The organism is Arthrobacter sp. C152 (assembly GCF_054890965.1).
Genome location: NZ_JBTZSU010000004.1, coordinates 77,898 through 98,290, shown reverse-complemented (window position 1 = coordinate 98,290; position 20,393 = coordinate 77,898). Strand labels below are relative to the sequence as shown.

Sequence of the window (20,393 nt, the reverse complement as noted above, 5' to 3'; positions counted from 1 at the left end):
ATACTCCTGAACCGCGCACCCCTTCCGGATATTCCCGGGGATCAGAGCCTGACACTTCCCTGGATGCAGGTCGTTGAATGGCCTCCCACCCAGATGTCCCCACCGGCCGATTCCACTTGGATGCGCCCGGACCGCCCCAGCACACTGCCTTGGGAGGCCACATAGCGTTCAGGGGCCCTGCCGCTGCCAATCAGCCACTGGGCGGCGCCCGCGTTGAAACTGCCGGTCACGGGATCCTCCACCAGCGCATCACCGGGGAGGAAAGTGCGGACCTCGAAGTCGGCCTCCCCGTCCGGACCGTGCGGAGCGATTACCCCGACTTTCAGGTCTCCCAGTGCCGCCACATCGGGCTGAAGGGACAGGACCTGTTCCGCGGACTCCAGCAGGACGCCAATCCACTCAGGGCCATTGACCAGCCAGGAGGAGTCCACGATGTCGCCGGCGGCCACGCCGAGCGCCTTCGGCAACTGCTGTGCGTCCTGCTTCCCCAGCGTGCCGAAGCGCGTGAGCGGCGGCGCGGCGAAGGCAAGCCGGCCGCCGTCGTGCTTTATCCGGACGAGGCCGGCGCCGCACTCCTGCACCACGTAGCCATCAGATGCGGGCACTCCCCCGGCTTCGAGCCACGTATGCGCCGAACCCAGGGTGGGATGGCCGGCGAACGGAAACTCCTCCGAGCCCGTGAAGATCCGGACCCGGTAGTCCGCGCGTGGATCCTCGGGCGGAAGGAGAAAGGTGGTTTCGGAGAGGTTGGTCCAGTTCGCGAAGTGCTGCATCGTGGCCGCATCCAGGCCCTGGCCGTCGAGGACGACGGCGAGCGGGTTGCCTTTGTAGGGCTGCGGCGAGAACACATCGACCTGGTGGAAGGGACGGCTGCGGGGGGTAGGTTTCACCGGTGCAGGCTACCACCGCGGACGCGAAAGACCCCCGCCGCCGGCATCCGGCAACGGGGGTCTTCTGGCGCAGTGCGGCTGCTACTTGCCGGCAACGACCTCAAGGTCGATGACAGCGGAAACATCCTCGTGCAGGCGGACGTTGGCCGTGTACGAACCGACAGACTTGATGTGGTTCGGCAGTTCAACGTTGCGCTTGTCGATGGCTCCGAGGCCGGCGGCCTCAACAGCGGCAGCGACATCAGCAGGCTTGACGGTGCCGAAGAGACGACCGGACTCGCCGGCCTTCACCTCGAGCTTGACCTTCTTGGAGGACAGAGCCTGGGCCTGTGCCTGTGCAGCTTCAACAGAAGCGTGCGCACGGGCGGCGCGGGCAGCCTTGATGGACTCAACCTGCTTCTCGCCACCCTTGGTCCAGGTCAGGGCGAAGCCGCGGGGCAGCAGGAAGTTACGTGCGTAACCGTCCTTGACCTCGACAACATCGCCAGCAGCACCGAGACCGGTGACTTCGTGGGTCAGAATGAGCTTTGCCATGTTAGTTAATCCCTTCCTTAGCCGCGGCCAGCGCCGGAGTAAGGCAGCAGAGCAACTTCGCGGGCGTTCTTGATTGCCTGGGCGATCTTGCGCTGTTCCTGGACCGTAACGCCGGTGACGCGACGGGCGCGGATCTTTCCGCGGTCGGAGATGAACTTGCGCAGCAATGCTACGTCCTTGTAGTCGATGACAGTGATGTCAGCGGCCTTCAAGGGGTTGGACTTTGGTTTGGGCTTACGGAGTTCAGCCTTAGCCATCGTGGAGCTCCTATTCTAGGGAGCCCGTGGATATTGATCCACGGGATGGTGGTGGTCCGACGGCGGGAACTTCCGAAGGTGCCTTGCAGCACCCCTGGGCGTTCCGGCGCCAGGCCGTGAGTGGTTGGTTAGAAGGGAGGTTCGGAATCGGGGCCGTTGCCCCAGCCGCCTGCGTTGGACACACCGGGCGTAGCCCAGGGATCGTCCTGTGCAGCCTGCTGGTTGCCGCCGCCCCAGCCTCCACCGGAGTTGCCGCCCTGGTTGCCAGAGTTGCCGCCTCCGAAGCCACCGCCGCTGTTGCCTCCGCCGAAGCCACCCTGGCCCCCGCCGGAGCGCTGGGTGCGGTTGACCTTGGCATTGGCGTAGCGCAGGCTGGGGCCGATTTCATCGACCTCAAGCTCAATAACGGTGCGCTTTTCGCCTTCTTTTGTTTCGTAGGAACGGCTCTTCAGGCGGCCGGTCACAATCACGCGCATGCCCTTGGTGAGGGATTCGGCGACGTTCTCGGCTGCTTCACGCCAGACAGCGGCGCGGAGGAACAGGGTTTCCCCGTCCTTCCACTCGTTGGACTGGCGATCAAAGGTGCGCGGAGTGGAAGCGATGGTGAAGTTCGCTACTGCGGAACCTGACGGTGTGAACCGCAATTCCGGGTCATTGGTGAGGTTACCGATGACCGTAATGGTGGTCTCGCCTGCCATCTACTGCCTCCTTGTTCGATCCTGGGTGAAGAGTGCGTGTCCTGCGGGGTAAAGAATGAAAGTCGACGCTGAATTACTCAGCAACAACCTTCTGCTCTTCGGGGCGGGTGATCTTGGTGCGCATGATGGTCTCGTTAAGAGACAGCTGGCGGTCAAGTTCCTTGGCGGTTTCCGGCTTGGCGGTGAAGTTCACCACGGCGTAGATACCTTCGGACTTCTTCTTGATGTCGTAAGCCAGACGGCGACGGCCCCAGATGTCAACCTTTTCGATGGTTCCACCATCGTTGGTGATGACGTTCAGGAACTTCTGAAGCGACGGCTCAACGGTACGCTCTTCGACCTCGGGGTCGATGATTACCATCAATTCGTAAGGACGCATATGTGAACCCACCTCCTTTGGGCTAAGCGGTTACGGCATTTCCGTAACAGGAGGTTCATTTGCGGTGCCCGTGCGGCGGACCTCCCGGAACAGGGGTTGGACGCAGCACAGACTTCACTATCTTAGTGCATGCCGCCCGCTTAGGCGATTTGCGCTTGACCCAAGGCTAGCGTCGGGGGCAGCCGATCCATCGCCCGGGCGCAGCGTATGTGGAAAAACCTGCCCTAGGCCCCCGCAACTCCCTAGTGCCGGCGGGCTCCAAACACCCTATTGCCCCGGGAGAATGCTGGAGTCTAAGTTGTGCGGTAAGCACCGGAACGTTCCTGTCACGGACGTTGGGCGCGGCTGGGGGGCCTGCTGATAGATTCCCTCCTGCACGCAAGGTGGACAAGATGCCCAAAGCAAAAACTCCGGCAGCCTTCATCGCCCAGTCCCTGGCCCTGGCAGTTGCCCTGCTGGTGGGCATGATCGCCGCCGTCAGCAGCGCCCAGGCCGCAGAAAACTACGGATACCAGAGCATCAGCTACTCCGGCGTGGCCAACGCCCCTACCTCCGACAAGCCGCAAAGCAAGCTCTGGTGGAACGACGGCACGTGGTGGGCGGACATGTGGGCCACCGGAAGCGGCTGGCATATCTTCCGCCTGGACAGGGCAAGCCACGCGTGGGTGGATACCGGCATCCTCAATGACAGCCGCAGCAGCACCCTGGCGGACACGCTCTGGGACGGCAACAAGCTGTACATCGCGTCGCACGTTGTGACCGTGTCCGGGGACGCCAGTACCAAACCGTCGGTCTCCGGCCAGCCCGCCAAGCTTTACCGGTACAGCTACGCGTCCGGGAAGTACACCCTGGACGCTGGATTCCCGACCACCATCACCAACAACAGCAGCGAGTCGATGACCATCGACAAAGACACCACGGGTGCCATCTGGGCTACCTGGACCCAGGTTTCCGGGAGTTCCACTTCCGGCTACACCAGCAGCGTCTACGTGAACGCATCCGCTCCCGGCGGCACCAGTTGGGGTACGCCGTTCGTCCTGCCGGTCGCGGATCCCAATCCTGCGCCGGATGACATCTCCGCCATCGTCGCCTTCGGCAGCAACAAGATCGGGGTGATGTGGAGCGACCACAGTTCCAATGCCGTCTACTGGGCCACCCGCACCGACGGAACCTCCACCACCGCCGCATCGTCCTGGAAGGTCCAGCCTGCGGTGCAGGGCAAAGGCCAGGCGGATGACCACTTGAATATCAAGGCCCTCCTTGCCGACTCGGCCGGACGCGTTTACGCCGCGGTGAAGACGAGCCTGAACGACATCTCCACCGACAAGACCCTTCCGGAGCTCCAACTGCTGGTGTTCAAGCCGGGGACAGGTTCCTTCACCAAGTCAACCATCGCCACCATCGCCGACTGCGTCACCCGTCCCCAGATCCTGCTGGACACCGCGAACAACCTCGTGAGGGCCTTCTACACGGGACCATCCACCTCCGTTTCGGGCTGCGCGTACTCCGGCATCCCGGGCAGCATCTACGAAAAGACCGCCTCAATGGACAGCCCCGTCTTCGGCAGCGGCCGTGGAACGCCAGTGATCCAGGACGGGGCATCGGCCAACATGAATGACGTCACCACCACCAAACAAAGCGTCAACGCCACCACCGGCGTGGTGGTCATGGCCAGCAACAAGGCCACGCAGCGTTACTGGTACTCGGACCGGCCCCTCGGAACGGCCCCATCGCCGTCGCCCTCCCCGTCACCCTCGCCCTCGCCGTCTCCGTCGCCCTCCCCGTCTCCATCAGGGTCAATCAGCGTCGTGGGCACGGCCAGCAACTACTCCGGCACAGCCTCCACCATTACGCTCACCAAACCTTCGGCGGCTGCCGCCGGGGACGTCCTGGTGGCATCCTTCACCGCTGACCAAAACCCGTCGATCAGCACCGCCCCGGCCGGGTGGACGCCGATCGTCAACGGGCTCAAGATCAGCACCGGGGCAAAAATGTTCTCCTACTACCACGTCGTCGGAACGGGCGATGGTGCGTCCTACTCCTGGACCACCAGCCCGGCAGTGAAGTGGGGCGGCGGAATCACGGCCTACCGGGGCGTCAACACGGGCACTCCCTTGGACAGCGCGGTGGCCACCAAGGTGGACGCCACCTACGCGGCCACCAGCATCACGGTCCCGGGCGTCACCACCGCCAGCAACGGCGCGCTGCTGATTGGCGGCGTGGGGTTTGACAGCGGCAACCCCGCAGCGACAGCACCCACGGGATGGACTGAACGCTATGAGGCCGCAGGCGGCCAGGTGGCAGAGCAGGCCGACAAGCCGCAATCGACGGCCGGGGCCAGCGGCACCGCCACCTGGACCCTTTCAAGCTCCAAGGCAGTGGGCGCCTGGCAGACGGCTTTGAAGCCCGCCGCTTGAGCCCGGGTTAATGTGCACCTCCGGGCTGCGCTGCCACGACGGCGGCGCAGCCCGCCCCTTTTGACGGTTCCTGCCGCGAAGGGCCCCGCTTTCGCCCTGTTGCAGGTACCCGCAATTTCCACATTCTTCCCCCCGCACACCCACACCCGAAGGTACCGCCGGAACCACAACGGCGGACGTCGGAATAGCTTGGCAGCGTACGGCAAAAGCGGCACGCAGCGACGAAGGCAAGCGCCGGAAAAGGGAGCAACCATGGCAAAAGAAGAGGTCCCCCAAAGCGATTGGATCCTGCCAGGTCCTTTCACCGCGCCTGCCCGCCAGCCACATCAACCTCCAGGAGGGATAGCCCAGTTGAGTAATCAGGATATTGCCGCCGGCGAAGCATCCGGGGCCAGCCTTGGCCTGAGGGACTACGCCCGGATCGCGCGGACCTACTGGAAGTTCATTACCGTGGTCACCCTGGTCCTCACGGTGTCTGCCATGGCATGGAGCGCCATGCGTCCCCGCGTTTACGCCTCCGAGGCCAGCGCCGTGGTGGTCGCGGCCGGAACCGAGAGCGTCAGCAGCCTCCTCGCGGGGGATACGCTGGCCAAGGCGAGGGCCAAGAACTACAAGTCGCTGGCCGAATCGCGGCTGGTTGCGGACAACGTCAGCGCCTCCACGGATGTGAAGATGACCGGTGCGCAGCTGTTGGACGCCGTCAGTGTCAATGTTCCCCGGGACACGGCCGAGATCCGGATCAGGGTTGAGGCCTCCGACCCGGACACCGCCCAAAAGGTTGCTGATGCCTGGGTGGCCGAGCTCGGCAAGCAGGTCCAGGAAAGGGAACGGGCATCCGCGGCTGCGGCGGCTTCGGGCCAGCCCGCGAATTCCGCGGTGCCGCCGCTCTCCCTCGTTCCTCTGGATGAGGCGACCATCCCCACCGATCCTGTCTCCCCCGGCGTTGGACTGTCCACCCTTTCCGGCGCACTGCTGGGTCTCCTTCTCGGCTACGTCGCCGCACTCCTGCGCCACCGCCTGGACCGGCGGGTCCGCACCGCCGCGGAAGTTGAGAAACTCTTCTCAGTACCGGTCATCGGTTCCCTTCCGGTCGATGCCACCCTGCAGGGCGGGAACAAAGTACTTGAAAGCCCCTCCGGGAAGGCTGGCTCGTACGCGCAGAACCCCGCATTCGCCGAGGCGCTCCGTGAACTGCGCACCAACCTCACCTTCCTCGACGTGGACAACCCGCCGCGCGTCATCGTCGTCACGAGTTCAGTGAGCGGGGAAGGCAAATCAACCATCGCTGCCAACCTGGCGTCCGCCATGGCGGCGGCAGGCGAGGACGTCATCGTCGTCGACGGCGACCTGAGGCACCCCAGCATCGCGCGAATCTTCGGCGTGGTCCCGGGCATAGGCATCACAGACATCCTGACCGGAAAAGCCCGCGTGGACGATGTCCTCCAGCAACGGAGCGACCTTCCCAACCTGCGGATCCTGGGATCCGGCCGGATCCCGCCGAACCCCAGTGAACTGCTGAGCTCGCGCGCAATGAAGCAGCTGATCGGCTCACTGTCGGACAGGGGTGTGGTCATCATCGACGCTCCCCCTCTGCTCCCGGTAACAGACGCCGTGCTCCTGGCGCGCGTCGCAGACGGTGCGATCGTCGTCGTCAGGGCCGGCCGGACAACCAAGGAACAGCTCTCGAAGTCCCTGGGGAACCTCCGAAGGGTCAGTGCGAGCGTTCTCGGCACGCTGCTGAACTACGTGCCGGCAAAGGAATTCGACGGCTACTCGTACTACACGCCGGAGCAGGAACCTGCTGATGCCGTTCCTGCCAGGGGCTCCGATGGCGCACCCCGGGCAGGGCGGCGGGAGCTTCCTCCCCCCGTTTCCGAAGCCGGCGAAGACACGTTGACCAGGAGTGTTTCGTCGTCCTAGCCGGCGCCTTCCCTGCCTCTCAACTGCCCGGCTTCCGGCAGGCACAACCAACCCGGGCCCCCAGCACTGTCTGACGAAACTTTTAGAGGAGAACGCATGTCCAGGTCGGTTGTGGTCATCGGAACGCGCGGCTATCCAAGCTATTACGGCGGCTTTGAAACTGCCGTGCGGCGCCTGGCACCGTTCCTGGCCGACGCCGGATGGGACGTCAATGTCTACTGCCGTCCGGGCCAGACCAAGGACGAAGACACCGCGCGGGACCCGCGCGTGCGGACCACTACAACCGTGGGGCTGGAGAGCAAGTCGCTGAGTACCCTCTCGTTCGGCCTGACCTCGGTCCTGCACGCGGCATGGAAGAAGCCCCAGGTTGCACTGGTCATGAATGTGGCCAATGGCTTCTTCCTTCCGCTGCTGAAGCTTCGGGGAATCCCCACGGTGGTCAACGTCGACGGGATTGAATGGGAACGCGCGAAATGGAGCCGGTTCGCCAAGTTCGTCTTCCGGCAGGGGGCGCGCATGACGGCCAGGTACGGCACGATCCTGATCAGCGACTCGCGGGAAATCCAGCGCCGCTGGAAGCGGGACTTCGGCCGCGACAGCGTCTTCATTCCGTACGGGGCCAATCTCGCGATTCCGCAGGAAGTGGTTCCGGGCCTGGAGCCGGACTCCTACGTCCTGATGGTTGCCCGGTTTGTTCCCGAAAACACGGTTTCCGAGTTCTTCCAGGCGGCCGAAGTGCTCGCCAAGCAGCATCCGGTGGTGATTGTCGGCTCCAGTGGGTATGGCGGCGTGCTCGATGAGGCCGCGCAGCGGCTGGGTGAACATGAAAATGTCACCTGGCTGGGCCACGTCAGTGACGACCGGAAGCTCCTGTCGCTCTGGCACCATGCCGGGGTCTACTTCCACGGCCACAGCGTAGGGGGCACAAACCCGGCACTGGTCCAGGCAATGGCGTGTGGGGCGCCGGTCGTGGCGCGGCACACTCCCTACAACGCCGAGGTCCTCACGGCCGAGGAGCACCTGGTCTCGCCCGAACCGGCGGACATTGAGCAGGCACTGCGCCGGATGCTGAACGACAAGGACCTGAGGTCACGGGCCAGGGAAGCGAACAGGAAGCGGGCGGTGGTGCATTACAACTGGGAAGACGTCTGCACGAACTACGAAGTGACGCTTCAGGAGGCCATCCTGGCCGGTAAGAAGACCCGGTGGGGGGCGCGCAAGTGACCTTTGGACTCCGGACAAGCGGGGTGCAGGCGCACCCGCCTGCACCCGGCCGCTCTCCGCGGGTCATCGTGGTGAACCCGCTCGGTATGGCCTTGAGCCATTACACGGCGGCCGTGGTGCAGCATCTGGCCGATGCGGGAATTGAGTCGGAACAGCTCTCGGTCCTGGAGCCCTCACAATCCGGAAAGAGCCGTCTCCACTGGCTGGCAGCCTATTCCAGGCTGCTGGCCTCCGCGGGACGGCGGTCGCGCAAGGCGCACGCAGCGGAAAAGGTGCTTCTCACGTGGCCGGTACTCGGGTTCCTGGATCTGCTGATGGTCAAGGCCTTGTGTGGTGGCTCGGGAATCGTTGTGTATCACGATCCGCGGCCCCTCGTCCGCTCGGTGGGCAGCAGCCGTGCCGTGGCCCGTGCGGTGCGGCTGGTGCGGAACCGGCCCGCCACCGTGGTCCACAGCAAGGAAGCGGCCCAGGCCATGGCCGACATGGGGCTCGGGGACGGCCTTACGGTGCTGCCCCATCCCATGCTCGCCGCCCCAGCCGCGGCGGAGGCCCCCGTGTCCGGAAACGGTGCCGATGGCAGGCCGCACGTGCGCGTGCTTGGCCAGTACAAAGCCGACCGGGACGTCGGCCTGCTCGAGGCGCTGGCCGGCAGGCTCGGCGCGAAGTACCAGCTCGAGGTCGTCGGCCGCGGTTGGCCGGAGATTGGGGGCTGGAACGTTGACCCGCGCTTCGTCTCCGAAGCCGAACTCGACGAACTGATTGCGACCAGCGGTGCGATCCTCATCCCGTACAAGCGCTTTTACCAAAGCGGAATCGCGGTCCGGGCACTTGAACGGGCAGTTCCGATAGTGGGACGGGCGGGAACGAGCCTCCAGGAACTGTATGGACCCCGGTCCCGGCTGCTGGTCCAGGACGGGCTGCACGTCCAGGACGGTCCGGGCCTGGGGGGCCAGGAATCCGAAGTGGACGCGTGGGCAGCCGCCATTGAATACGCGTTGGATCACGGCAAGGCCGAAGCGGCCCGTGCGGCGAAGCGCTTCCATGACGAGGCAGCCCAGGGGTGGGCCTCGCTGGGCGGCGGTAAACCTCCGCAGTAATCCACCCCGGCAATCAGTGAACGGAAGCGAAAATCCAAAGACCGGCCGGGTCTCCCCGGCCGGTCTTTTTGCAGCTCGGGGTTTGCGGCCGTTGTTGGCGCTTCCCCCTCTTCGACGGCGTGGTGCTGGCACAAGCCGCCGGCAGGGCGCTGTGGCCCTGCCGGCAGGCGGGAATACTAGTTTGGGTAGCTTTCCAGGGGCTGGACCGCCTGCCCGCCCGGGGCATGCGCAGGAAGCGTCTTCTGCGGCGTCCTGAGCCCGATGACTGCTCCGGCGGCCAGCCAAAGCACCGGCGTGGAGGCAATCGAGGAGGCGGATTCGGAGGATGCGACAGCCAGTACGAAGGCAATGGTGAGCCAGACGGGAAGGCTGCCGCCCCTCGGCACCTGGCGGAGCAGCTTCCACAGGCGGACCACGAGCAGCAGGACGGCGACCAGCATGGGCCAGCCCAGCCAGGCGAAATACAGGCCCAGGAGGCTCTCACTGCCCACACCGGTTGACGCGCCTTCCAACGCCGCCTGGTAGCCGGTGGTGCCAAAGCCCAGCCCGATGGGTGCCTGCAGGCCAAGCATGAAGCCGGAGAACAGGCCGTCGGAGTGGCTCGCCGTGTTGCCTTGCTCAACGAAAGTCGAGAACAGGTATCCACCAAGACCCAGGCCCACCAGCAGGCCGGCGTACTTGCCGATCTTTACCCAGATCAGGTAGATCAGCGTCACGACGAGGAAGATCAGGATCCCGGCCCGTGCATAGGCGAAGAAGAGCGACACGCCAATGGCTGCGAGCATGCCAATCCTGGCGAGACCCCGCAGCTTTGCGACGGCGGCGAAAGCTCCCAGCCCCAGCAGGAAGCCCATGACCGGTGGGTTCATGAAGGGGCCGCCGGGACGCAGGGCAGCTTCGCCGTCGGAGACACCGTCCGCGAAATAGGCCGGCGGCAGGCCCATTCTCATTCCACTTGGTTTGCCGCCGACAACGTTCAGGTAGTACCACGTAGGATCCAGCAGCGGCGCCTGCTTAACTTCCTCGATAAGAACCCAGGCTACGGTCAGGCCGCCAAACACCAGCAGGAAACCGGCCACCTTGGACCACTGGACGAGGTCGCGGTAGACGTAACCGGCAAATACGAGCCCCAGGGGCATGAGGACCTGCCGCGCCTGGGCAAGGCCGATTCCCGGATCCGGGGAACGCAGGAACCCGACAGCCACGAAAAGGGCCAACAGCAGGAGCAGTCCGAGCGCCTTGTGCAGCCGCCGATCCGTGGCGGTAAACGATCTGGTGACGGCGGCCATGATGAGCACGATGACGGGCACGTCATCGATGTACTGGAAGACGCTCGAGTGGGTGAGGCTGATCAATGGCGCCTGCGACCAGCCTGCGGCGATCACCAGCCCGATCAGCACGTGGTAGGAACGGCCCAGGACCAGCGCGACACTGATCAATGCCAGAGTGACCACTATGGATAGCAACAGCACGGGTTGGGCGCTCCTCTGCTGATCGGTCTTGGCTCGCGGGCAGTCCGGAAGGTTCGAAGCGGCCCGGCATCGCGGCGCGATGATCCGCACTTTCACCGTACGGGCACCGCAGTGCTGCCACTAGGCCGGCCAGCGCGGTTTGTGGGTATCCGCACCACGTTTGCGGACGCGCGAACCCCGTCGCTGCCGGGGTGTCAGGTGGACTGGAGGTCAACTTCTGCGCATCGGTCGCCGCCCACCGCGGCCGCCCAGAACGCCACAAACGGCGCAACCGCCCGCCGGGCAGCACGTTCCCTGCGCAATGCCCCGATCTGGTTTTCAAGGTGTTCAAGGGCCGCGGGGTCGGTGATGGTTTGGTGCGCGGCTTCTGCCAGGGCCCGGGCAGACGGGGGAACGGCCACGAGCCCGCCGGCCCCGGCGGCTTCCCCCAGGGTTCCGGCGTCAAAGCCGATGACCGGGGTGCCGTAGGCAAAGGCGCGGGAAACCACGCCCGAGGCAGGCAGCATCTGGCCGTAGAAGCGGCTGGTCTTGTCGTAAGGCAGCAGGATGGCCCTGACGGACTCAAAAAACGCATCCTCCTGGGCACCCTCCACCGCACCAAGAATCGTGACCCCAGGCACCGGGGGGAGTTTTTCGGTCCCCCGGCCCGCAACGATAACTGCCACGTCACGCGGAATTTCATTGCGCAGCTCGACGAGCCTTTCGAATCCTTTGCCCTTCGCTGCATGGCCATAAAGCCCGACGGCGAGCGGCCGGTCCCGCAGCGGCGCAAGGGTGGGCCTGGGCGGCACGAAATGCACGGCGGGCATTACCGCACAATCCGGGAAGGCCGTCCGAAGGGCCCCCGCGCCGGTCTCGCTAAGTGCAAAAAGGGCGGCGTTTCGCAACAGCCGCCTTTCCAGCCTTGCACTCAAGGGACGAAGCGGCAGGTGGATGCCGTGCTGGACGAGTTTGCTCTTCGCCACGGACTTCAGCCGGAAGGGCCACCAGACAGCCCAGGGCGGGTCATGGATGGTGGCGGTGGTAATCACACGGCGGGACCGGCCGGCCAGGAGCCAGAAAGGAGCCACCGACGCTGCGGACAACTCGAAGTGGACCACCACGGGTCCCTCGGACAATGATTTTCCTATTTCCGCGGCGAGCCGTTTCCGGTAACGCAGCAAGTCAGGAAGCCCTGCACCGCCCGGACCAACCGTCCTGACCTCGCGATAGGACGCAAAAAGCGGGGCGGCAGCGGCGATGAATTCTTCGGCATAATCGCCAACTCCGCCCGAATTCTCGTGCGGGGCAACCAGGATGAGCGTCGCCGGAATGGGGGCTTTCTTTTCGGCGGGCATTGCGTTTGCTGTATTCACGATTCTCCGCATTGGCCAAACGGCGATAAATGGGACCTGCAAACGGGACAAAGCGCGTTAAATGTGGGAACAAATCCCTCCTGCCCAGTTTATCCGCCTGTCCCCCACGGTGGCAGGGTGGTGGGCGCGATATGGGGAAAACCCCTAATCCCACAAACATCGTCCCGCGCGGCCCACCAGGGCGGTCATCGGCAGTAGTCTGCTGAAAAGCGGCCACAGGAAGGCTCCGAACCATGACCAACGAACCATGACCAACGTCACTGGGGGACTTGCCCGCGTCGGCTTCCGTGGCGCCGTCTGGCAGGGGCTCGCACTCATCTCCGGCAAGGGCATCGTGCTGCTCACAACGATCGTGCTGGCGCGCCTCCTGTCGCCGGAACAGTACGGCCTCGTGGCCGCGGCGCTGGTCCTCATGGCCTATATGGAGACTATTGCCGACGCCGGCGTCGCCCAGGCCCTGGTGTACCTGCCGGCCTCCGGCGTCGCCGCGCGCTCCGCGCTGCTCGTTTCGGTGGTCCTCGGAGCAGCGCTGGCAGTGCTCGCCGTCGTCGCTGCCCCGTGGATTGGCGGGCTCTTCCAACTGCCCGACGTCGAACCCCTGGTCCGGGTGCTGGCCATCTCCCTGCTCGCCACCGCGCTCGGTGCGGTGCCCGAGGCCCTGCTTCGGCGTGACCTTCAGTTCAAGAAACTGGCCGTCGCGCCGGTGTGCCGTGCGGTGACCACCGGGGCCGTCAGCCTCACGCTCGCGTTTGCGGGGTACGGTGCGTTCTCCCTGGCTGCCGGCACGGCAAGCGGGGCCGTTGCCTACGCTGCCACCTGCTGGTTCCTGATCCGCCGGGATGCGCCGTGGCAGCTGTGGCGCGTGGCGAAGGACGCGATCCGGGCCACCCTGAAGTTCGGGGTCCCGGTAGCCGGCAGCAATCTGCTGGCCCGGCTGATCTTCGACGTCGATTACCTGATCATCGCCTCCATCCTGGGGGCTCAGGCCCTGGGGTACTACACCCTGGCATTCCGGCTGCCGGAGGCGCTGATCATCAACGTCTTCTTTGTCCTCTCGACCGTGCTGTTCCCGCTCTACACGCAAGTGCAGGACCAGCCCGAACGCCTGCGCGAGGGCTACCTGAAGGGTGTGCGGATCCAGTCCCTGTACGGCATGACGTCCGGGGTTGGACTGGCGGTACTGGCACCGGTGATTGTTCCCCTGGTGTTCGGCGCGAAATGGACCGACTCCGTGGTGCCGCTCATGTTCCTGTCCCTCTACGCGGCCGCGCGCTCCCTGGGAGCCGGCGCCAACGACGTGTACAAGGCGATAGGCCGTCCCGGGCTGTCCATCACCTTCTCCAGCATCAGGCTGGCGGTGCTGGTACCGGTCCTGATCCTGTCCACGCAATGGGGCATCGTCGGCGTCGCCTGCGCCCAAATGGCCACGGCGGTGCTGTTCGCCTTCGGGATGCAGGCAGTTGCGGCGAGGGTGCTCGGAATTGGAGCGAAAGCGCTCCTGAGGGCAGTCCTGCCCGCGCTGGCGTGCAGCCTGGCCGTGGTCCTGGCGGGCCTGGAAATCCTCCTCCTGCCCCATTTGGGCGGATTGCCCACCGCTACCCTGGTACTGGCCACCGCCGTGGGCGCCGTCTACCTCGTCCTGCGCCTGGGCTTCGCCCCGCTGCATGACGAACTGGTGGTCCTGCTCCGCCGCCGCTGACGGGTCGCTGCGGGTCAGCGTCGCTGCGGGTCAGTGGGGCGCCCAGTCGGTCACGGCATGGCGCCACAGCCAAAAGTCCCGGTCGGCGGTTACCGCATCCTGGAGGTATCCGGGATCGCCGCCATCTGTTCCCTCGCCCTTGAGCCGGTACGCAAGGGTGGCCGCTGAACGGGCCCACGTAGCGATGACCAGGTAGGGAAGCAGTCCGGTGTCCACGTTCCGGAGCTTGAGGTGCTCTGCAACGGACCCCACCGCCCACCCATCGGCGCTGAAGGCGTTATTGAAGGCCTTCAGCTGCAGCGGGCGGGACGACAATGCGTGCTCCCGCGACTGGCCGACGTACTGCAAGTAGAAGACCAGGTCGTGGGCCGGCAGTCCGTCGAGGCGGGAGCGCTCCCAGTCAACAACGTGAAGGCGGCCGTCCGGCTGAAGAAACAGGTTTTGGTAGCTGAGGTCGCCGTGTTCCACCACGGCCGGCAGCTGTTCCGCCCGCAGGGGCGCCAGGGCCTGGTGCGTGAGGCCGACCAGGGCGGGAACTTCCGCCTGCTCCGGAAAGAGCGAGGCAAGGTCGGCCAGGGGAGTGCCGATGGTGCGCTCGTACCACCCAAGGTTCTCCGGCACCGTCCGGGTGCAGGGCAGGCCGGCGACGAAATCCATGCCCGCATGCACGGCCCTGGCAACGTCTTCCACCACAAGCCGGGGCTCGAGCAAGTTGCCCCCGACGGCTGTTTCGACGAGCACCGTCTGGCCGCCGACGTCGAGCACCCCCACGACCTCCGGAGCCCCCTGTGCCGACCCGACGCCCATCGCCTTGAGCCCAAGCAGCACGTCCGCTTCCTTACGGATGCTGGCATTGTCTCCGGGCTGGCGGGGGACCTTGACCACCAGGCTCGGGCGGTCCGCACCTTCGGCGAAGATCAGTGCCACCACATGCCTGGACGTCACGAATTGAGGCGTCAGCAGGAGCGTGGTCCAGGTGCGGGGAACGCCGTACGCGGCGAGTCCCAGGTCGCCGTAGTGGTCGGCGAGGATCTGGTCGATGTAGTTCACGCGGCGTCCTTTCCGGGCGATGCCTCCGGCCAGCGGCCCACCACAGTCCCGCCTGGAGCCGCCACATCAAACAAGCCCAACGTCAATGCCAGGCCGGCCAATGCAGCCTTGGCCCTGCCGAAACGTGCACTGGAGTAATGGTCCAGGGTGTCCCGGACGGCGGGCACGGACGCCGTGGGCACCAGGCGCTCCGGCCCTTCGAACCGGGGTACGTGCCAGTAGACCGCCACATCTTCAAAACCCAGTTTCCCCATGGCCCGTTTCCACCCCGCCAGGGTGGACGGACCGGAGCGTGGTCCGAACGAGCGCTGCACCTGGATGCACATCCACCCGTTCGGGCGGAGGGAGGCCGCAGCCGTTTCGACAAGGCCCCACCCGGGCCGGGAGAGCAGCACTGCATCGAGATCCGCCTGCAGCCCCGGCCCTGTTTCGATGCTGCGGGCGGCGGGATCCAAGAGGCTGATGGCCGCCATCTCCCCGTGGCTGATCCTGCCGCCGTAGCCGAGTTTTCCGGTCTTGCCCATGGGCAGCAGGAAGCGCCAGTCCAGGAGCATCCACAGATGCAGGGGAATCTGGTCCGGGCCTTCCGGGGCGGCAGCCTGGCCGCCGGCAACCACCTTCCACAGGAGCCCGGACGCCTTCCGCCGAACCTGGGCTTCGGACTCGCTGGCATCGATGACGCACGCTGAGGGAAGTCCTGCCGCCAGTTCCAGGTAGGCATTGCGCCACTTTTCCAGCACCTCCGGGCTGTGCTCGCCTTTCCGTGCGAACATCACCTCCCCCGGAACATCGAGCACCAGCACAAGGTCCGGCTGCGGCTGAACGTAGAGGGCCAGGCAATCCGAGAGCCTGCGCAGCCGGCTCCGGGACTGTTCCCCGCCGACCATCCCGTCCTGGGCCAGCCTGTCCAGGAGCACCAGCCTTCCGCGCAGTGACTGGTACCTCGCCGCGACGCCCCCGCGAAGTATGCGGACCAGCTTCCTGGCGAGAATGCCGCCGGGAACCGATCCAATCCACCGGTCGGAGGGGCTGCTGGCCCACAGCCCCATGTAGACATAGGACGAGGGCAGCGGACACTGCGAACGCAGGCCGTGGAGCAGCGTCGTCTTGCCCGCTCCATCCGGTGCAAGGACCCCAATGACGGGACCGGAGCCCTGGAGACGCGGGCCAACGCGCCGCAGGGCATGGTTGGCCACGCTGATGAGCCTGGGCGGCCTCCTGCCGGCCCGCCACCGGTGCTTCATCATCGCGGCCATCGCAGGGACCTCGTGGAACCTGCCGGACTCCAGCACTTCCAAAAGGGCCGCGGCGGTGCCGTCCCCCACTTTTCCGTCCAGCACGGCCGCCACGGGGTCCGCGGCGGATGCGAGGGCGCAGGCCGCGCGGGCGGTTTCCACCCGTTCCGGGGCGATTTCCCCTTTGTCCAGGACGAGGTGCAGGAGCTGGAGCCAGGACTGGTCATGCGGGTCGGGCAGCCACAGGGGCCCCAGGGGCACTCTCCGCCTGAGGCATCCCCCGGCCAGGGCCGTGCCGAGTTCCTGGAACCGTCCAAAGCTGATGTCCGAAACGACGTCGAGCTTGATCCAAAGATCGGTGTCGGGAAGGTACCGGAAGTAGAAGCGGTGGCTGCCATGGCCCATGGCGTGAACGCGGCGGAACCCGACGCCGGCAAGGAGGCTGTCCAGGCCTGGCACCAGTTCACGTGCAACAAGGAGGTCAACGTCCCCGGCAGGATGGAGCAGGTCATTTTCGCCCCGCAGCACCACCCACGGCAGGCCTGTATTTTCGAGGGCAGCCAGCGCTGCTGCCACGCCGGGGTTGATCTCCGGGACGGGCCTGCGGCCCGCAGCCGCCCGGCGCCCGCCGTTTAAGTCCGGGTTGGTAGCCGGGGCCGGCAGCTGGGGAGACACTGACAAATTGATCACCATTTCATGACAGTCCGAAACACGGAACACGCAGGTGTCCCGCCGGCGCCGCGGCCGTTCCGAGAGACTACGCCCGGGCTGCCCGCGCTATCACCAGTAGAAGGTACTCACTTTTTCAGCCGGTGGATTCCCGCCGTACGCAGGTAAGGGGCCCGCCGGCAGTAAACGCGGGCGGCCATGGGGTTGTTCGCCTGCAGGAAGCCATTAGGTAGGGGAGTGCGGGAGCATCGGGGCTTAGGTAGGTAGGGGCATGCTCTGCCATCTTGAGCAAAAGCGGGGGCGATCTTGAGCAAATCCAAAGCCGGATCGTATGGCGCATGCTGGATTTTCGCGGCTATATTCGCATCTACGGCTGGGTACCGCGCCGGAGGCAGTTAGCCGACGGCCTTCAAGCCCGAAGGTTATTCACATAACCGGACGGCTGCGAAAAGCATTGTAAAAGACGAGCTGCATCGAAACGACAATCGAAAGAATGCCGGTCTCCTTTCTTCGAGAATTGGGGACCCATGTCTTTATTAGGCCGAAGCAAGGAATTGGACAGGGTACTGTCCATAATCCGCGGGCCAAAGGACGCCGCCTTGGCTGTGACCGGCGGACATGGGGTAGGAAAATCCGCGTTGCTTGCCGAAATTCCGACGCTTTCCGAATACCGGACCGTCTTCCTTGGCGCCACCGCGTTCGAGTCGGACTGGCCGTTGTCCGGGCTGACCGCACTGCTGAACGCCATGGACGATCCCGTACTCAACAGGATCTCGGACGAACTGCTGCGCGACGCAGCAGGAACGCTGGATGTCCCGGCCATCTCCTCGCTGCTCCTCAACGGCCTGCACCAGCGTTCGTCCGCCCGGACGGTCATCGTGATCGACGACGCCGACCAGCTGGACCCGAGCAGCCAGGCAGTCATTGGGTTCCTGGCCCGCCGCCTGGCCGGAACCGACATCGCCTTGTTCGTGTGCCTGCGCGATGAGAACCCCGAGAGCCCCTTCAGCGGGCTGCCTGTGCTCTGCCTCCAGGCAATGACCTACAGCGACACCGTACGGATGCTGGAGGCCATCCCGGCCCGGCAGGCCACCACGGCCGTTGCCCACGCCGTTGCCGCGGCCAGCCGCGGCAACCCGCTTGCCGCCGTCGAACTGTACAGCCGGCTGCTGGAGCGGCACGCGGAGGGCAAGTTCGCCCTCCCGGTCCCGCTGCCCTGCAAGGGCAGCTTCGAAGCCGAATTCGCCCTTCTCGCCGGCGGACTGAGCGGCCCCGCCCGCAGCCTCCTGGACGTCCTGTCCCTGTCGTACCGGAGCGACATCACCAGCCTCGAAAAGATCATGCCGGACGTCTGGACCGGCCTGGACGAACTGCTGGCCCGGGGGATGGTGCGCCGGACCGGCCCCTATGCAGGGATCCGCGACCAACTGCTGCGTGGCTACATCTTCGCCGCAATGACCCCGGCAGTCCGCACAGCCAGCCACCGCGCCCTCGCCGAAGCCTCCGAAGACAACGATCCCTACGCCCGCAGGTGGCACCTCAGTTTCACGGCGCTGGAACGCCAGACCCCCTTTGGCCTGCTCCGGCATGCCGTGGACCTGATCCGCGGCGGGGAGGTGTCCTTCGCCGTTGAGTACGTGGAACGGGCGCTGAGCATCAATCCGTGGGAGGCGGAAACGGCGGCCCGGCTTGCCACGGTGGCTGAGCTGCTGTTCAACCGGGGTGAATTCGTCTACGCGAGGCGCTACCTGGAGTGGGCCCAGCGGGTGACCCGCAATCCCGCCCTGATCCTGCGGTTGACGGGCCTGTCCTTCGAAATCGACTTCATCCAGGGCGCCGCAGTGCGTTCGAGCATGGTGCTGCGCCTGGTGAAGGAATTCGGCCAGCACGATCCTTCCTTCGCCGCCAATCTGCTCGCCGTCGCCGCCATCTACTATGCGGAACGGTGGGAACTCGCGGATGCCCGCGAACTGCTGGGCTACGCCAGGAACTTCCAGGACTCGGCGTCCGCCGCCTGCCTGGAAATCGAAGAACAGGCGGAGCTGCTCACCGACTGCATCGGCGGCAGCACCGAACACCTGGGCCGCAAGCACAGTCCGGACGGGGAAAGCACCCTTGCCGCCCTCCTGGTCCAGGGCCGTGCGCTCAGCTACGCGGAACGTTACGACCACGCGCAGGAAATCTTCGCCCGGGTCCGCGCTTCCCACGACTCCGCACACGCCAACTGGCGGGAAACCGCACTGTTCCTGGCTGCTGACAACGAGATCAGGGCCGGAAACGTCAGGGCCGCGGTCCGGCTGATCGACGAGCTCGAAGTCCGTGAACCACAACTGAAGTACCTGCGCGGCATGCGCCACGTCTTCCGCGTCTGGAAAGCGCATGCGCTCGGGGACGAGGCGTTGGCCCACACCTACGCTGCCGAGGCCGGGCGGCACGCGGGCGCAGACAGCCATCCCGCCGTCACGGCACAGCTTGCGGCGTGGCAGGGCCATTTCGCCCTGCTCCGCGGGGACCTTGCCGAGTCTCTGGCCCAACTGTCGCGGGCAGCAGAAATCGGCCTGCGCTTCAGCAGCCCCACCCTGCTGCGCTGCGATGCGGACCTGGTGGAGGTACTGGTCCGGCTCGGACGGCACCGCGAAGCCACCCAGGCGCTGGTGAACCTGGAAAGCCGTTCCGTTGGCCTGCGGTCCCCCTGGCTGATGGCGGCGGTTGCCCGCAGCCGCGCCATCCTTGCGGACGGGGAGCAGTCACTGCAACTGTTCGCGCAGGCGCTCGAGGGCCGGAACGCACGCGATTCGTTGCTGGAGCGGGCCAGGACCATGCTCTCCTACGCTGAGCGGCTGAAGGCGCTGGGCCGGCTGCGCGATGCCCGCGACGGAATGCTGCGCGCCAAGGTGATGTTCGACGAGATCGGAGCCGACGCCTGGGTCCAGCAGGTGGATGCCCTGCTGCTGGATGAGCGGGTGGAGGCCCCGAGCCAGCAGGCGAACCCCGCACTGCTGCTGCTCGCAGACCACGAACGCGTGCTCGCGAAAATGGTTGCCCGCGGAATGCGGAACAAGGAAATCGCAGCCACGCTCTTCGTTTCAGTGCGGACCGTGGAAGTGCGGCTGACGGCTATCTACCGCAAGCTCGGCGTCGAATCGCGGGCCCAGCTGACGGCCCTTGCTGCGAGCAAGGCAAAACCCGCCGTGGAGCCGTACGTCCTGCCTGTTCTCTGAGTCCAGGCGCAGTTCCTGCTGCAACCCGCATTTTCCACAATGTTCCCTGGCGGGGCCCACAGGCCGCCTGCCAAAACACGTCCCACCTCGTTTTCCGTAGCTAGTTTTGACTCACAGTCACAACACCGGTGGACACACACCGTAAGGGGTTACCTTGGCAGAAGTACCCATTACCCGACAGCGGCGCCCCATCCCATGGCGCCCCATTCCCTACGAGGCAAAGACCTCCGTGATTGCCGGCAGCCTCGCCGGGGACCGTCCCGTCCCCGCGGTGGC

Annotated in this window: 15 protein-coding genes; 6 read left to right on the top strand and 9 right to left on the bottom strand. The window is 65.6% G+C overall.

What is annotated here, in order from left to right:
- Positions 1–41 precede the first annotated feature (41 nt).
- From ACYSM9_RS04200 to rpsF, 5 genes are all read right to left on the bottom strand, one after another.
- Positions 42–890 carry a PhzF family phenazine biosynthesis protein gene (locus ACYSM9_RS04200; RefSeq protein ID WP_461855744.1) on the bottom strand — a complete coding sequence of 283 codons (849 nt, stop codon included), beginning with the start codon at positions 888–890 and terminating at the stop codon, positions 42–44.
- Positions 891–971: 81 nt separating this feature from the next.
- The gene (rplI, locus tag ACYSM9_RS04195; protein ID WP_018762867.1) at positions 972–1,424 is read right to left on the bottom strand and encodes a 50S ribosomal protein L9; all 453 of its coding nucleotides are present in this window, start codon (positions 1,422–1,424) and stop codon (positions 972–974) included.
- A gap of 17 nt (positions 1,425–1,441) precedes the next feature.
- Positions 1,442–1,681, bottom strand: coding sequence for a 30S ribosomal protein S18 (gene rpsR / locus ACYSM9_RS04190; RefSeq protein WP_003800144.1), 240 nt, complete (start codon positions 1,679–1,681; stop codon positions 1,442–1,444).
- 128 nt (positions 1,682–1,809) lie between these two features.
- Positions 1,810–2,379: a single-stranded DNA-binding protein gene (locus ACYSM9_RS04185; protein ID WP_221384391.1), complete on the bottom strand. Its 570-nt coding sequence runs from the start codon at positions 2,377–2,379 to the stop codon at positions 1,810–1,812.
- Positions 2,380–2,452: 73 nt separating this feature from the next.
- Positions 2,453–2,758: a 30S ribosomal protein S6 gene (gene rpsF, locus ACYSM9_RS04180; protein ID WP_015939036.1), complete on the bottom strand. Its 306-nt coding sequence runs from the start codon at positions 2,756–2,758 to the stop codon at positions 2,453–2,455.
- Between the two features lie 392 nt (positions 2,759–3,150).
- On the opposite strand from rpsF, the gene ACYSM9_RS04175 reads away from it, so the two are divergent.
- From ACYSM9_RS04175 to ACYSM9_RS04160, 4 genes are all read left to right on the top strand, one after another.
- A complete protein-coding gene (locus ACYSM9_RS04175) occupies positions 3,151–5,175 on the top strand; it encodes a hypothetical protein (protein WP_461855743.1) in 2,025 nt (674 codons plus the stop codon).
- Positions 5,176–5,526: 351 nt separating this feature from the next.
- Positions 5,527–7,095: a tyrosine-protein kinase domain-containing protein gene (locus tag ACYSM9_RS04170; RefSeq protein WP_461855742.1), complete on the top strand. Its 1,569-nt coding sequence runs from the start codon at positions 5,527–5,529 to the stop codon at positions 7,093–7,095.
- Between the two features lie 96 nt (positions 7,096–7,191).
- Positions 7,192–8,319, top strand: a complete 1,128-nt coding sequence (locus tag ACYSM9_RS04165) for a glycosyltransferase (protein ID WP_461855741.1) — start codon at positions 7,192–7,194, stop codon at positions 8,317–8,319.
- A complete protein-coding gene (locus tag ACYSM9_RS04160; protein ID WP_461855740.1) occupies positions 8,316–9,416 on the top strand; it encodes a hypothetical protein in 1,101 nt (366 codons plus the stop codon). The genes ACYSM9_RS04165 and ACYSM9_RS04160 overlap by 4 nt, the downstream gene beginning before the upstream one ends.
- Before the next feature lie 176 nt (positions 9,417–9,592).
- On the opposite strand, the gene ACYSM9_RS04155 is transcribed toward ACYSM9_RS04160, so the two are convergent.
- Both ACYSM9_RS04155 and ACYSM9_RS04150 read right to left on the bottom strand, forming a co-directional pair.
- Entirely contained in the window at positions 9,593–10,888 is a 1,296-nt protein-coding gene (locus ACYSM9_RS04155) for a hypothetical protein (RefSeq protein WP_461855739.1), read from the bottom strand.
- 194 nt (positions 10,889–11,082) lie between these two features.
- Positions 11,083–12,006 carry a glycosyltransferase gene (locus ACYSM9_RS04150; RefSeq protein ID WP_461855738.1) on the bottom strand — a complete coding sequence of 308 codons (924 nt, stop codon included), beginning with the start codon at positions 12,004–12,006 and terminating at the stop codon, positions 11,083–11,085.
- 484 nt (positions 12,007–12,490) lie between these two features.
- On the opposite strand from ACYSM9_RS04150, the gene ACYSM9_RS04145 reads away from it, so the two are divergent.
- Positions 12,491–13,942, top strand: coding sequence for a lipopolysaccharide biosynthesis protein (locus tag ACYSM9_RS04145; RefSeq protein WP_461855737.1), 1,452 nt, complete (start codon positions 12,491–12,493; stop codon positions 13,940–13,942).
- 30 nt (positions 13,943–13,972) lie between these two features.
- Here ACYSM9_RS04145 and ACYSM9_RS04140 read toward each other — a convergent pair whose 3' ends face one another.
- Both ACYSM9_RS04140 and ACYSM9_RS04135 read right to left on the bottom strand, forming a co-directional pair.
- Positions 13,973–14,992: an aminoglycoside phosphotransferase family protein gene (locus ACYSM9_RS04140; protein WP_461855736.1), complete on the bottom strand. Its 1,020-nt coding sequence runs from the start codon at positions 14,990–14,992 to the stop codon at positions 13,973–13,975.
- Complete coding sequence (locus ACYSM9_RS04135; RefSeq protein ID WP_461855735.1) at positions 14,989–16,908, bottom strand: hypothetical protein; 1,920 nt, start codon at positions 16,906–16,908, stop codon at positions 14,989–14,991. The genes ACYSM9_RS04140 and ACYSM9_RS04135 overlap by 4 nt, the downstream gene beginning before the upstream one ends.
- Positions 16,909–17,423: 515 nt before the next feature.
- Between ACYSM9_RS04135 and ACYSM9_RS04130 the strand changes: the two genes are divergently transcribed.
- Positions 17,424–20,117, top strand: coding sequence for a helix-turn-helix transcriptional regulator (locus ACYSM9_RS04130; protein ID WP_461855734.1), 2,694 nt, complete (start codon positions 17,424–17,426; stop codon positions 20,115–20,117).
- Positions 20,118–20,393: the final 276 nt, after the last annotated feature.